The following is a 15,334-nucleotide window of genomic DNA, read 5'->3' on the forward strand; positions in this document are numbered from 1 at the left end:
CGTTAAAACTAAGTCTCTATCCTGAAAGGTGCAAGTTTTTATTCTGATAAATTCCACCATCCTTTGTCTAATTGCAGAATCACATGCAAATACTAATATAATCCCGAACCCTTTTTAAACAACCGTTTTCCTTTACGTTTCCGTGACTGAATATGACCAGATTTCTATTAATCTTTCTGCTTACTCTGACAGGTGCCGGCAGCGAGGCCGTGGCACAGGAAAAAGCGCAGCTGGTACTGGCACTCGATGCCGATCTCAGTGCTGTTGCCGTGGAAGGCGGAACCGCGATACGCCGGGGAATGGAAATTGCCATCTCAGAAGTCAACGACAATGGCGGCGTTCTTGGTCACCAGCTCTCACTGGTCACAACGGATCACCGTGGTAACCCGGCCCGCGGCGTATATAACGTTGAACAACTGGCAAAGCGGCAGAATTTACTGGCTATCTTTGGTGGCGTACACACACCGGTAGCCCTGGCCGAGCTGGATGCTGTGCATAAGAACAATATGCTGTTCCTGAGCCCCTGGGCCGCTGGTACATCACTGGTCGATAATCATTACACGCCAAACAACGTTTTTCGTGTCTCCATCCGTGATGAGCAGGCAGGGGAAGTTCTGATAAAGACAGCCAGAGAACGGGGAGTTAAAGAAATTGCCCTGGTACTTGAGCGTACAGGCTGGGGTCGTTCAAATTTAACATCATTATCCAAAGCGGCTGAACAACAGGGCCTGAAAATCGTGAGCACACAATGGATAAACTGGCGGCAGACAGATTTTACTAATGAGATGTCGGCGATTATCCAGTCTGGTGCACGGGCTATTATTCTTGTATCTAATGCGCCTGAAGCTGCTGTTGTCAGCAAAACTCTGCTCAAACTGGAAGCAGCAGAAATGCCGATAATTGCTCACTGGGGTCTGGCAGGTGGGGATTTTGTCGCGGAAATAGGCCTGACAGATCTATCTAAACTCGATTTGTCTGTCATTCAAACTTTCAGCTTTTTATATCAGAACAATAGCCGCTCTGCTTATTTACTGAAAGCGTACCGCGAACGTTATGACGATATTGCTCCACAGGCAATTCCGGCTGTTGTGGGCCTTGCTCATAGCTATGATCTGGTCCATATTTTGATTGCTGCAGTGAAAAAAGCCGGCTCTGTTGAAGCTGATGCTGTTCGTCAGGCCCTTGAGAACTTGCCGGTGTTGCAAGGCGCAGTGAAACAATATGCGCCGGCGTTTACGGAAAATATGCATGATGCATTAATGGCGGAGGATTATTTTATGGCGATGTTTAACGAAGACGGACACCTTATCCCGGTTTCAGATATCCGGTGAGTACCCGCCCCTCGCTGTATACCCAGCTGCAGCAAACCATACTCCCACGGCTATTAGTCGCACTGATTGCTGTCAGCATAATCTTGTGCCTGTGTATTTTTTATGTGGTACAGAAGCAGGTGGCGAATGAACAGCAAACCTATATCTCACACCTTAAGGCAGATCTCACATTCACCCTCGACAGCACGCAACAGCTAATGGAGGGTATCGCGGCTAACGACCTGCTGATAAACAGTTTTATTGATATTCAGCAGCGGCAGAATTATCTGCCCATCTTTTTTGAGTCTTTGCGCTTTACCCGTGCCCGATCTTTCAGTCTCGGATTGTTTCAGTTTAATGGTGAACCGCTCATCACAAACAACTGGGAAGGTCAGGTGCCGGCATCGATGGCCAGCGCGTGGCAGGAAACGGTACTGAACGAATCGAAACCTTACAATAATATTTCCGGTGACGGCGCAATTATCGCGGTACCAGTATTACTTGCGGATTCAGCAGAAGGTGCACTGGTACTCCATATTCCGGCTCTGCAAGCATTAATTTATCAACGGGACAGTGATGCAAGCCAGTTAATTCTCGACAATGAAGGGAAGATCCTTTATTCAAATAAACCGGCGATGTTCAGACCAGGCAGTCTATTTGACCATGCAGCCTATTCCGGTTGGGAGTCTGAATCAGAGCAATGGCGTGGACTGACTCTTATCAGTCAGGCGCCGGCACTGGAAGCTTACTCTAATGTACTCTGGTTAATTCCGGCAATTTTGATCACCCTGGCCTTTGCAGTGATCGTGAGTGTTTACGCATCCAGTCATGCTGCAAAACTGAGCGCAGTGACCCTGCGCCAGCTTCACGATGATATTCAGCGCAGTACCAGCAGGAAGAAAGGAGGAACCAGCACCGGCAGTGAAAATGAACCTGCAGAACTTAACGAGATCCGGACAGCGTTCAATCAATTAATCATCAATTTATCTACTATCTCCCTGTCCAACAAACAATTTTCGAATGTGCTGGATTCACTGGAAGAGATCCTGGTTGTGCAGGACGAAACCGGTGACAACATTCTGGCGAACCGTGCTTATAAGCGATACGCCCTTTATTATGATTTGTCAGACAACACCCTCAGAGATATAAAAGGCGACTTATCCGGTGATAAACAGTCTCTTACCGGCCATTATGCCTCTTTAAATGACAAGAAGCCGGTCACTTTAAGCTGGCGGGTGCTTCCTCTGATAGACGATGAGCGTAAGCAGGTTGGCAGTATTCTGGTGGGCAATGACCTGACTCAGCGGCGGGTGCTGGAAAATCAGATAAATGTAATCAGTCATGCCATGAAATCTGCCACAGTGTCGATACTCATTGTCGATGCTCAGGAAGCGGGCTTCCCTGCCATCTACGTTAATCCTCATTTTAGTCTGATCACCGGCTTTGATGAAGATGAGGTCATGGGCCAGACGTTCCTGATGTTAAATCAGATGAAAGCTGAAACAAGTCAGCTGCATAAAATTAAATATGCCCTCCGACATGGTCATGCCTTTGACGAAATGCTGATTTGTCATAAGAAAGACGGTTCTGTTTTCTACAACCAGTTGATCCTGACACCCGTCTACACTGAGGATAAGCTAACGCATTTCGTGGCTTTCTTTCAGGATGTTACAGACCGTGAGCGAACAAGGCAGTATCTTGAAGACGCCCGCTTAAAGGCAGAAGAATCTGCCCGTTTGAAATCCGGCTTCCTTGCCAGCATGAGTCATGAAGTCCGCACCCCGCTGCATGGTGTATCAGGTGCACTGCAACTGGTGAATAAAACACCGCTGGACAGTACACAGAGACGCTATGTCGATTTGGCAAAGGACAGTCTTAAGAACTTGCAGCACATTGTGGACGACATACTCGATTTCTCGAAAATCGAGGCGGGTCAGCTCAATCTTGAAGCCATTCCGTTTAATCTGGAACTGCTGATAAAAACCATTTACGACCAGTTCTGTATCAGTTGTGGTGAGAAAGGACTGACACTGAAACTGGAAAGCGATCTGAATGGTCAGACTATGGTCACCGGCGATCCGGTAAGATTACGACAGGTACTGGGTAACCTGCTAAGCAATGCAGTGAAATTTACATCAGAAGGTACCATTACTCTGCGCATTGCTCTGACTGTTGGTGACAAACAGAAATGGGCGTTACGGGGAGATGTCGAAGATACCGGCATAGGTATTGCACCTGAGAATCTGGACAGCATCTTTGAAGTATTCAGCCAGGAAGACGTGTCCACAACCCGTAAATTTGGTGGTACCGGGCTTGGGTTATCCATCAGCAGGCAGTTATGTCAGTTGATGGGCGGAGATTTAACCGTCACCAGCGAGAAGGGCCGTGGCAGCTGTTTCAGCTTTGTGATGCTTCAGGGTAATGCTGAAGATACACAACCGGCACAAAGCCACAACGACTCTAAGGCCCCTGCCCCTCTGCTTCCGGCTAAAGACTTCTGCGCCAAAATTCTCATCGTCGAAGACAATGAAATAAACCAGCTTATTGCCAGAGAACACCTGAGCCAGCATAAAACCATGACAGCCCGCAACGGTAAAGAAGCGCTGGAAGCGTTGAACAGAATGAAGCTGACTTTTGATGTGATCCTGATGGATTGTCACATGCCGGAAATGGACGGATTTGAAACAACACGGCGTATTCGCGCCGGAGACGCCGGCGAGAAATACCTGAATGTACCGGTCATTGCCCTTACCGCTAATGCCATGAAGGGTGACAAAGAACGCTGTGAAGCAGCCGGGATGGACGATTACATAAGCAAACCTTTTTCCGCAGAAGACTTACTGAGTGCTGTTGCACGGATGTGCTGAAGGTTAGCTGTTTTATCCACGTTCAGGTCATGAAAACTGCTGAACACTTTCTCAGAGACAAACAAGGCCGGAATTTCCGGCCTTTGCTACACTTTCAAAGCGTTTTAAAATGCCGCTTTCACGTTTATCGCGGCTGTTCTCGGTGCACCAATCCAGCCTGCACCGGCGACTACTGTGCCCAGATAGCTCTCGTCAAACAGGTTATTAACCGTTAAGCGTACATCCAGTGATTTAATGCCACTTGCCACATTGTCCAGCACGACACCTGCGTAGAAGTCGCTGACCACATACTCCTCAACTTCTGTCAGATTCGCCTGGTCCATAAACCGGGGGCCCACATACTTTGTGCTCAGACCGGCAATGTAATTGCTTTTCGCATAGTCCAGGCTAAGAACAGCCATGTCTTTTGCGGTGCCAAGAACAGTATTGCCTTCAATATCTTCGTAACGGGATTCTGCATATTCAGAATTGTTGTAGGTATACGATGCGTACACGCTCAGGTATTCCGTCGCCTGCCATTGTACGGATGCTTCAATACCGTCTGACTCAACACCACCGTCATTAACATAACCACCGGCACCTTCTTCAAGGAAATCGATCCCTTCAGACTGCTCGGCACTGACAAAACGAATGCGGTTATCAAATTTGATTGTGTAGTACGTCAGGCTGGCGTTAAGGCCCGGGGTTGAGTAGCGCACACCCAGGTCTATATTGTCTGCAGTTTCAGGCTCAATCACTGACAAGTCAGCGTCATCACGCTCAAGCACTGCATCTTTGATTGCTGCGTAGTTTTGCGCGAAGCCACCGAAGAATTCCAGGTTGTCAGCCAGAGGGGCAACAAAACCGGCAGAGAACAGCACATCAGAATCAGACGATACAGCCAGGTTGTTATTGGCATCAAACAAATCGTTTTTCTTTACGTCTACATTGAATTGCTTAGCACCAAGGCGTACTTTTGCCACGCCCAGGTCCAGCTCGTCTTCAAGGTAATACATGATGGTTTCAACCGGGAATTCACGGCTGTACTGCACCCAGTAAGGAATGTGGTCATAATAGAAACTGGTTTTCGAATCGATGATCTTGTGCCAGTCACGTGATTCTTCGCGGTTGTAATCTTCATACCACAAGCCTGCACGTAACACGTTGTCCATATCGCCAATCTGTGTATTCCAGATCATGTCAGCGTTGAAGCCGGTGCGTTCCTTTTTGTAATGCGTATGACGATAAGAGCCCACTGGCACTGCGCTGCTGTCGTAACAGGCAGGATCGTATTCGGCAGAACTGCCGCCGTAAGGGAATTTAAGCGAGCTGACACAGCCTGTTGCAGGCGATAACGCCGCGCCTTCAGGAGACACATAGAAAAGCTGACCTAACTGAGAACCGCCGTATACCGTGTTACCCGAAACCAGTTCAGAATTAGGCTGATTCAGCCCGTCGTCAGTTACATCAACCACGTAAGGAGGCAACCAGTCGCCCCGCCCTTCCTGATTGTGGTAATAAACGTTGGCACTGAAATCCACTGCGCCTACCGACATATCAGCTTTCAGATAGGTGAAAAAGTTCTCACGCAATGTTGACCATCCGCGGCGATATGCCTGATCCTGATAAGGCACACCCGACCAGTCACTGGTAAGCTGGTCCCATTCCGGGTTCTGGGCAAATTGTTCGTTGCCATAAATGCGCTGATAGTTGTCTTCGTGAGTATCGTCGTAAGAGACATAGCCGGTAAAATCGATACCACTCACATAGCTGATAACTTTGGCAGCAAAGTGGTCACGGGTATTTTCGGCCGCCTGATCCATCCAGTCTGAACTGTCCTGTGACGATACACTCACCCATGCGTAGGTGTCTTTTACCAGCTCTCCGGTTTCATAACGGGCATAGATTTTCTGACCTTCATATTCAGCCAGCGTACCACTCAGGATAAGACCTTCTTCTGTACCGGGGTTAATGGTTGTGAAGTTAAGCGTACCACCCAGTGCTTCGTTCGAACGGGAAGCGATATCAGCCGTTCCCTGAGACACCTCTACCGCCCGCAGGTTTTCTGTATCCATATAACGGTTGGCCTTCGAGCCGCCACCGTAGTTTGAATTACCGTTAGCGATACCGTCTACCGTCATACCGATTTGTTGCTGATCCAGATCCACCTGAAAACCACGAATGGAAATACTGGTAGACCAGTCATCGGCACCGAATGTATCGCCTTCGTTAATCAGGACACCCGGCAGGTTATCAATTGTCGCCAGCACGCTGGTCATCGCCGTTTGCTGCTGTTTCATGTTTTCGTCGGTGGCGTTGTTGGCATAAGACACGCTGCGGCCGATAACCTGAATTTCTTCAATAACTTCGCCATCACGTGACTCTGCAGCCATCTCTTCGGCAAAAGCATTTGAGGTGCTTGCTGCGATTGCTGACAGTACAGAGATCGCCAGTATATGCTTCTTACAAGTGAGAGTGTGTTTCATGTGTTTTCCTTGCGCTTATTCTTCTGATTAAAAGTGAATCGCGAAGAGCGTACGCAGGGAATATGACAAGGTTGTTTTGATTCGTTGACTGTTTGATTACGAAAACTTGACCTCCGGATCTGCAAGAAAGCTTCCTTCCTGTGGCTTCAGCGGATCATTCCTGATTTAATTACTGTACAATCAATCAAAAGCACATTGATGCGCGCTTTACGGAGTAGCACTGCTAAGTGTGTTGCGGCAATTCAATATCTGAAGTAGAAATGGAATGGATAACAATACGGCGCTTTATTCACTTTGCAGTGTGCCCTTGCACGGGGTGAGTTTATTTACGGATTCAATGCCGGCAATAAAGAACAAATACGCACTGCGGCTCAGTAGTGGCAAAGTCGAATCACCATCACAAGAAAGTGCGGTATGGAAACTGACCGACAAAGGTGAAAGGTATACATCAACAATCAAGCTCCACCGGGAAAATGACCGGCAGGTGCTGATGATTGATTGCGAAGGCAAAGGTGCATTCGAATTCACTGAAGAAGGCATAAAAGTGGACTGGCATGCCAATGGCACAGGACCTGCTCACTACCTGCAAACTATCGGTTTATCTGTTTTTCTTGAACAAAAAGGTCACCTTTGCCTGCATGCTAATACGCTGGTAAAAGAAGGACGGGCGCATCTGTTTCTTGCTCCCAGCAGGACCGGGAAGTCGACATTAACCACAGCATTAACTCACGAAGGATTTACTCTCACGACTGATGACATGGCAGCCCTGTTTTCTGACGGCAATGCTTTTTCAGTATATCCCAGCTGGCCTAAAGTTCGTCTGTGGCCAGATAGCACAGAGTATTTTGCAGACAGTGCCTCATTTGATAAAACAACGGTTAAGAAAGTACACGATCGCTTCGCAAAAAATGAAATCACTTTCGCCGGGCAGATGTCAGAAGATAAACCCGCTCAAATAAGTGCATTGTATTTTCTAAACAGAGCTGAGAATTATACCGGACCTGTTGAAATAACACGCATAGCCAATAGTAAAGCGCTCATATTACTCATGCAAAACAGCATGCTGGGTGACGCTTATAAAGCGCTGGGAATCGACAAACAACGGGTTGGCTCACTTGCTACGTTGATAAATACGCTTCCGGTTTATGAAATAAAATATCCTGATGGACTTGAACGACTGACTGAAGTTTGCAGGCAAATTAATGAATGGATTTCAGCGAAGAACGGGTAGAGACGCAGCGCTTGAATGATGGGTACGGATACATGCTGCAGAGCAAAACAAAAAGGCCAGTCGTATGACTGGCCTTTTTTTATTCGATCAACTTAACCCTGGAATGGGTTACGCTTAGTCTGACCGCCTTGTTCGTCAGGAATGCTACCTGCGAAACCTTCAGTCAGTTCAGCCAGGGTACCTACTTTTTGCAGTTCCGGCTTTACATACTCTTGTTTGCTTTCGGAAGCATTTTCAAAAGTTTTCATGTTTTCTATCCTTATGCCTTTTTACGGCGGTTGAAGCCCATAAATCCTAGAGCAGCGGCAAAGATACCCAGAGTTGCAGGTGCTGGTACAGCTACTTTGTCTGTATCAACAACAAACTGGAAGCTGCCTGCAGCGTCCATCAGGTTACCGCTAACGCCACTCAGTGTTAAACCACCAAAAAGCTCGTCTTCAATATTCATTGAATATGAAGCATCTAACACATAACCGTCTGTAACCAGTTCACGACCAGCAAGAGATCCATTAGCACTCGCATCGCCTGAAACAGTATCAAAAACAACATCAGCAGCATATGCATCAACATAAACAGATGCAATGCTCAGGCCAGTACCGTCATAGGTGAAAGTCCATGCACCGTAAACATATGCGGCACCAGGAGGCTGATCAGCGATAGTATCGCCAGTTTGTGTTAAAGACCACGAAGTACCGGTAACGCCGCCGCTGTAACCTTCCATATAAGGTACAGTCGCGTCGCTTGAGGTTACACCCCAAGTTAACGTCTCAGTGCTCAGGTCAGAGTAAGTAACAGTCACTTCCATGCCTGCCATGTCAGCGCCGGTGACAGTGCTGATGTAGCTAGCTGAAGCTTGACCGCTTAAAAGCAGGGCTGCTGCTGCCCCAAGTAAAGCCGACTTTTTCATTCCATATTCCTTGTAAGTATAAAACTACGTGGTATAAATTATTGTTGTACACAATAGAAAAGCAAGCATCACGCCACATTTAAAAATATTAATATTTTCAATTATTTAAAAAATAGTAATGTGAATTTGATGTTAATGGATGATATTTACAAACAGATCTGTAAAAAATTCAGACAGATCCTTTCAGATCATATCTGCTGCACCGATTTTTCTCCCGAACTGACGCAGAAAACAGATTATAAATTATGAAGTTAAATTGGCAATGTTAATTTTTCTCCAGATTTTATTAATGTTAGCATTCAGGCATACTCAGCAGAACCTGTTACTTTGTCTGATCGCTCAGTAATGGTGCATTTACGCAACAAGACGGAACTTTGTGAAACCATTTCTCTTCATATACAGCCATAAGTCCCCGGGTCCGCTTCAGTCCGGCGGGCTTGAAAGCCAGCTTTTTACCCATTGCTTTGTTCGCAACGGCAGACTTAGTGGTTTTTCAAACAGTGGTGACACTAAATTACCCGTTCAGGCAGACGAGCGGACTGCAGAAAAGTTAGCATCTATAAACTGTCCATTTTTTATACAACTCGAAAATGATGCTGTTATCATCGGTACGGACGCGCTTTCTCTGACTACTCTGTACTTCGTGTCTACACCTGATTTCACCGTCATCAGTAACAGTGCTGCTCATGCGCTGAATGTATCCGGACTAAAGCCGGTACTTTCAGACACTGCGATAGCCGGATGGCTTGCCGGTCAGCCAGTCCCTCAGCTAAGTATTTATTCAGGGCTGCAGATATTGCCGGCAGGCCACTACCTGCGATGCAGTAAGGATAAGGTAACAAGTCATCAATATTGGGATATTGAACCGGAAAACCGGATCAGACTCACCAGTGATGATGAGTATGCGACTGCATTTCGCGAGCTCTTTATTTCTGTGGTGGAAGAATACACTGGAACAACAGAAGTAGCGGGTTGCCAGATGAGCGGCGGGATGGACTCTACCTCGGTTACCTCTCTTGTACACCAGTATCAGAAGCAGCATAAACGCCGCTGTATTGCGGTTTCGCATTACTATAAGCACGATCCTAAATCAGATGAGACAGAATTAATCCGTGACATGCGCGAATATCTTCAGTTAGAAGAGTTTCATTTTCAGGATGTGGACAAATCACGATATCGTAATTTTCTGAGTCTTTACCCGCCACATTTTGATCATCCGGGTATTGTTCTGTCTCCCCGTTACCGGGATGAACTCTCAGATTTAAAGCAAATGGGTATCAGTAAACTGTTTACCGGAAACGGGGGCGACGAAATTTGCTGGGGGCATGCCAGTGCATACACCCAGCGTTTGCGTGAAGGGGAATGGGGTGTTCTAACTGAAGTGTACAAAGCCTGCGTAGAAACTGGCATGTCTTTTAAATCTGTTGCCCGTGAACTCTTCATTAAACCTTTCGTACCCACTGCCTTGTTGAATATGGCCAAACGTCTGAAAGGAAAAACACCCGGTGTGCTGCCACTACCAGCCTGGTTAACAGATAAATCTCGCCTGCTGGCCAACGAAGCTTTCGGGTTCCATAATCCTTTTGATCCTGTCAAAGAACCAGCCAGCCATGCCAGATACTTTGCGCTCAAAACGACTACCACGTTCAATTCTGTCAGATCTTACGATGCCATTGCTGCCGAATTTGATATAGAGGTGAAGCATCCTTTCTTCGATTACCGGCTTGCTGAGTTTTCTTTCGCAGTGCCACCCTCACAACTGATACGCGGGCCTTATCCAAAATTCGTCTTACGTAATGCGATGAGCCGCCATTTGCCGGATTCAGTATGTTGGCGTCAAACGAAAACCACCTTTGATCATCATTTCGGCAATCTTGTCAGAGAAAATGCTGGTGAGCTCCGGGCATGTTTGTCACACCCGTATCTGAGCGATCGTGGACTGATTGATAATAAGAAAGTGCTTAAAGCTTTTGATGATGCGGTATATAACCGGCATGGCGGTGTACATGTGGACCTGTTGTTTGTCATCCTGACCCAGCGCTGGATTCAGGCATTTCATGTTTAAGTCAAAGCGCTGAGAAAAGCCTGCTCACTTCCTTTTTTCGTTCTCAATTCTGTATAAGTGCTGACAACATCATGACTATCATTAATGATTATGCCGTCATGTGTCAGCCAGCAGTGGGCCTCCGTTTTCCCCGCCGTTACCCGCACCCCGAAATGTAACCCGGGATAAATTTGAAGGTCATTGAGTAATGACATGGTCACCAGACACCTTCTCAGGCAATTCATTTTCCGGATATGATGCCTGCCCGCCTTCTCAATGACAGAGATAAACGATTCAGGAAGCGGCGTTTTCGTACTTTGAAATTGATCCGGGGTAAAAATATGTCCTTTCCATTTTTGATACGGCTGTTTTGAAATACGCCAGTCCCATATCAGAAACATCAGCCATGCCTTAATGAAAAGCTTTTTATGGCTCAACGGTAATCGAAAGAAAGCACCTGCCATCATGCTTACACTTTCTCAATGAGACCCTGTTCAAGGAGCGAAGTCACAAGCTCAGCGTAGTCCTTCCTGACTTCATCTTCAGATACATCAAAACGGGATACCATTGCTGATACCACATCATCCTCATCTTTGCCCTCTTCAAGTAATGAAATCATCTCGGTGCCGACACCGTTAACTGTAAAATACTCACCGTTCTCCGGCTCAAGGATCACCATTTCATCGACGACTTTTTGAGCGAGGACGTCTTCTTTCAATTTATAAGCTGTCATGTTATTCCTTTACTACCAATTCAGTTAATGTCCGGTTTTGCAATTCAAACAACCGGTCTGCCACATCGGCAATTGTAGGGTCATGGGAAATCATCAATACCGTATAGTGCTTAAAGAGATGTTCAAATTCGTCTTTAAAACGGTGTCTTCCTCCCTCATCCAGCATCGATGTAGGTTCGTCGAACAATAAGATTTTTGGCCGTTTCAGTAATGCTCTGGCCAGAGCGATACGTTGCCTTTGCCCGCCAGATAGCCTGATACCGCCTTCGCCGACTAAAGTGCTCATTCCTGCCGGCATCTTCGCCACAATATGAGTAAGTCCGGACAATTTGCATACTTTATCGATATCATCCGGTTCTGGTTTCTCAACACCGTAAGTAATGTTATCAAGAATACTGCCATTGCATAATACGACATCCTGAGAGACATGACCTATACAAGCCCGCACTGACGTGGTGGTGACTTTAAAAATATCCTGACCGTCAATGCTGATATGTCCCCTGGACGGCTCAAAGAAGCGCATGAGTAAGTGCAACAAGGTAGATTTACCTGCCCCGTTCTCACCCGTTATCAACGCCGTTTCACCGGCCTTTAATGTAAAAGAAATATCTGACAATATATCTGCATTGTCCTGATAGGAAAAACAGACATTGTCGAAACGCACCTCGCCTCTTTCTGCAGCCAGTTCAGCAAGCCCTGTTTCTGTAGGCTCCCTTTCCTGAGCGTGCATTGCGAGTAAACGTGATAAAGCACCACTCATCTGCATCGTCTGCCCGTATAACCCGGCGAGCGCACTTACGGGCCGTGTAAAAATCATGCCGTAAAGAAGCAAACTGACAATGTCTGATACATCAATTTTGCCCGCTTTAAACTGCAACAAACATACCCCGATAATTGTGATAATACACACTGAGGCGAGAAACTGAATCAGCGGCGGCAGCATGGCCTGATAACGAAATTGTCTGGTTCTTAATGACAGCACTTCACCTGTATGAGATTTATACCTGCTGGACTCTGCCTCTTCGCGGTTAAACGACTTTATCAGGGAAATTGTGCTGATATTCTCACTGGCAATAGCCAGTGTATCGGCCTGCTTCTGGACAATTTGTTTAGACAGAGGATGAATCTGCCTGCCAACCAGTTTGGTCACGACATAAACCAGAGGCACAAGGGTGATGATAAGCACGGCGACCAGTGGTTCAATCAGATACATCATGACCACACTCCCCACCAGCACCAGTACATTGGGAAGTAAGGTTGTCAGAACACTGGTAACGAAATAACTCACTGTTCCTAAATCGTAGGTAAGCAGCGATAACACATCGCCCTTATTCGTATTCTGAAAATACTTCATCGGCATGATTTGCACGTGGTCATATAACCTGCAGCTAAGGTTGGCCATTAACCTGGCCCCCAATACATTCAACTGGTAAGTAGAAAAGAATTTCAGGAGTGACTGAACAGCGAAAAGCACACACCATGCTGCAAGGTAAAGTGTGAGTTCGTTTAAAGAAGTGAAATTGCTGTTTACTGCGGCGGCTGATTGCTTACCAACAACATAAGGAATAGTAAGATTAAGAGCAGTTTCTGCCATCAGGATGGCGAAGATAAACAGAAAACTAAGCCTGTAGTGCCGAAATATGTTCCTGCCAAAGTACAGGCTTTTAGTCCACATGTTTATCCGATACTGTTACTGCAACTGACTTCGGGAGAAGACCCGTTAATAAACGTTTTTGCCCACGAAGCCTTTAAAGAAAGTAAAGATAACAATTTTAAAGTCGAGCCACAAAGACCAGTTTCGAATATATTCCAGATCGTACTGCACACGCATTTGCATTTTTTCAACGGTGTCTGTTTCACCACGCCAGCCATTTACCTGCGCCCACCCCGTGATACCCGGCTTGATTCTGTGACGCAGCATGTAATATTTAACAGTTTTGCGGTACATCTCATTGTGCGCGACAGCATGAGGACGGGGACCGACAACAGACATTGAGCCCTGCAAAACGTTAATAAACTGGGGTAATTCATCCAACGATGTGCGGCGTAAAAATGCACCGACTTTGGTAATCCGGGCGTCGCCTTTGGTTGCCTGAGTAACTTTATCACCATCTTCAGTAACGGTCATAGAACGGAATTTCCATACTTTAATTTTCTTCCCGTCTACCCCGTACCGGTTCTGTTTGAAAATGACCGGACCTTTAGATGTCAGCTTCACAGCCGCTGCGATAAATAACATAGGGACTGCAATAACAGCCAGAATGCACGTTGCGAGGAAAATATCTTCAGCACGTTTAATCGCAGTTGTCGCTCCGCGCATGGGCGTATCGAACACACTGATTGTTTGTAAATTACCAATATTACAAAGACGGGAATGAACCATGTTGTACATGAAGAAATTCGGAACGAAGTGAACTTCAGCGTTTGTATCACCCAACTGATGCAGAATTTGTTCAATGCGTTTGTTGGCTGTCATCGGCAATGTTATGAATATTTGATCAAACTCACCATTTCTGACTGCTGCAATGGCGTCGTTAATTGAGCCCTCTACTTTCATACCATCAGGAATCGCCAGACGGTCTGTATCACGATCATCGAAGATACCGTCGATTCTGAAACCTGTATGAGGGTTACGTTTCAGCTCATTGGCCAGCGCAACAGCATTCTCGTTCATCCCTATAATACCAACGGAACGGCTGTTAAAGCCCTTCTTGCGCACATGATACAAGAAGGCCCGCATAAACATACGCCAGGAGCACAGGAAAACAGGGGCAACGATAACCCATGATGACAACGCAACGCGGGAATAGTCGTCAGACGTTTTAGACAGGAAGAGATAGGAAAGCACCACAACAGTACTGACAAACCAGCTTACAACGGTATAAAAAATCAGTTCTTTAGAGGTACCTGAACGCCAGGAACGATACAGCCAGAATAGTTCAGCAGACAGCAGGTAGGTAGTACTTCCAATCAGGCCAAGCAAATGATAGTGCACGTCGATGGGCACACCATATAAATTACATGCAGCCAGCAAAGTGAGCTGGATGATCAGAAAATCAACAAAGCGGTATACTACGGCAAATTGATTTATGTTGTTTCTAACGAAGCCGTTTCCCATGATGAACCATCCTTGCGTGTAACGTTAAATTTTGGGTAACTATAATTCGGTTACTCACGGTATTTGTTTGAAGTCTCGTGAATGCGCCTGCTCCATTAGTCTAAGCAAAGCAAAACAAATACCAACTTTTTCAATTAAAGGCTATGTATCTCTTCCGTGAAAAAACCTTGAAGTAACTGCGTGAATTATTTTATTTATAATAAGGTGAACCTGACAGCATATTGTTACATATTGATGTATGCATCAGAAACTGACCATTTTCGGCGTGTTTTACTGCCCAAATTTTGTATCTTTAATTCGCTTTGTAAAGAATGCTGACAACAAGGTGAAAGACTCACCAAAAATTAACAAAATAAGAACATTTCATGTTGTCTTGTGAAACATTTATAAACATAAAACAGATAGTCTCAAATTAAATACTTGCAGTTAAGTAGCTGGCACAAAACAAATGTTGGGTGTTTAAAGGCTATTAATGCGAATATTCAATTTTTCTAAAAACAATTTTCCTAAGGGCTTTAATGTTTTCAGTGTAAATTTTTACGACACTTTGAGGATACAGATCCTACGTAAAGACTTAAAGTGTGTAATTTAATTACATTTGCTTTTTACCTATACCTTTCATCTAAAGCGCAACTTTTTAAATCTTTTCCCGAACTACT

The 15,334-nt window shown here is 45.9% G+C and carries 11 protein-coding genes; 4 read left to right on the plus strand and 7 right to left on the minus strand.

Going from position 1 to position 15,334, the window contains the following annotated elements; all coding sequences use genetic code 11:
- The first annotated feature begins 152 nt into the window (after nucleotides 1-152).
- Entirely contained in the window at nucleotides 153-1,331 is a 1,179-nt protein-coding gene (locus ACXAGC_RS14110; protein WP_474844892.1) for an ABC transporter substrate-binding protein, read from the plus strand.
- A complete protein-coding gene (locus ACXAGC_RS14115; protein WP_474844893.1) occupies nucleotides 1,328-4,177 on the plus strand; it encodes an ATP-binding protein in 2,850 nt (949 codons plus the stop codon). The genes ACXAGC_RS14110 and ACXAGC_RS14115 overlap by 4 nt, the downstream gene beginning before the upstream one ends.
- A 104-nt stretch (nucleotides 4,178-4,281) precedes the next feature.
- On the opposite strand, the gene ACXAGC_RS14120 is transcribed toward ACXAGC_RS14115, so the two are convergent.
- Nucleotides 4,282-6,642, minus strand: coding sequence for a TonB-dependent receptor domain-containing protein (locus ACXAGC_RS14120; protein ID WP_474844894.1), 2,361 nt, complete (start codon nucleotides 6,640-6,642; stop codon nucleotides 4,282-4,284).
- A gap of 265 nt (nucleotides 6,643-6,907) precedes the next feature.
- Between ACXAGC_RS14120 and ACXAGC_RS14125 the strand changes: the two genes are divergently transcribed.
- Nucleotides 6,908-7,873: a hypothetical protein gene (locus tag ACXAGC_RS14125; protein ID WP_474844895.1), complete on the plus strand. Its 966-nt coding sequence runs from the start codon at nucleotides 6,908-6,910 to the stop codon at nucleotides 7,871-7,873.
- A 92-nt stretch (nucleotides 7,874-7,965) separates the two neighbouring features.
- Here ACXAGC_RS14125 and ACXAGC_RS14130 read toward each other — a convergent pair whose 3' ends face one another.
- Nucleotides 7,966-8,121 (minus strand): lasso RiPP family leader peptide-containing protein, encoded by a 156-nt coding sequence (locus ACXAGC_RS14130; protein WP_119500220.1) that lies wholly within the window; start codon nucleotides 8,119-8,121, stop codon nucleotides 7,966-7,968.
- Nucleotides 8,122-8,132: 11 nt separating this feature from the next.
- On the minus strand, nucleotides 8,133-8,780 hold the full coding sequence (locus ACXAGC_RS14135; RefSeq protein WP_119500219.1) for a PEP-CTERM sorting domain-containing protein: 648 nt from the start codon (nucleotides 8,778-8,780) through the stop codon (nucleotides 8,133-8,135).
- A 376-nt stretch (nucleotides 8,781-9,156) separates the two neighbouring features.
- On the opposite strand from ACXAGC_RS14135, the gene ACXAGC_RS14140 reads away from it, so the two are divergent.
- Nucleotides 9,157-10,845 carry an asparagine synthase-related protein gene (locus ACXAGC_RS14140; RefSeq protein ID WP_474844896.1) on the plus strand — a complete coding sequence of 563 codons (1,689 nt, stop codon included), beginning with the start codon at nucleotides 9,157-9,159 and terminating at the stop codon, nucleotides 10,843-10,845.
- Here ACXAGC_RS14140 and ACXAGC_RS14145 read toward each other — a convergent pair.
- From ACXAGC_RS14145 to ACXAGC_RS14160, 4 genes are read right to left on the minus strand one after another with little or no spacing between them, the layout of a single operon-like run.
- Nucleotides 10,842-11,291: a lasso peptide biosynthesis B2 protein gene (locus ACXAGC_RS14145; protein ID WP_474844897.1), complete on the minus strand. Its 450-nt coding sequence runs from the start codon at nucleotides 11,289-11,291 to the stop codon at nucleotides 10,842-10,844. The genes ACXAGC_RS14140 and ACXAGC_RS14145 overlap by 4 nt on opposite strands.
- A 2-nt stretch (nucleotides 11,292-11,293) precedes the next feature.
- Nucleotides 11,294-11,557, minus strand: a complete 264-nt coding sequence (locus ACXAGC_RS14150; RefSeq protein ID WP_303573650.1) for a PqqD family protein — start codon at nucleotides 11,555-11,557, stop codon at nucleotides 11,294-11,296.
- 1 nt (nucleotide 11,558) lies between these two features.
- Nucleotides 11,559-13,232 (minus strand): ABC transporter ATP-binding protein, encoded by a 1,674-nt coding sequence (locus ACXAGC_RS14155; RefSeq protein WP_474844898.1) that lies wholly within the window; start codon nucleotides 13,230-13,232, stop codon nucleotides 11,559-11,561.
- Nucleotides 13,233-13,277: 45 nt separating this feature from the next.
- A complete protein-coding gene (locus tag ACXAGC_RS14160; protein WP_303573652.1) occupies nucleotides 13,278-14,675 on the minus strand; it encodes an undecaprenyl-phosphate glucose phosphotransferase in 1,398 nt (465 codons plus the stop codon).
- Nucleotides 14,676-15,334 lie beyond the last annotated feature (659 nt).

This window comes from Alteromonas sp. AWJ4_197 (assembly GCF_056160285.1).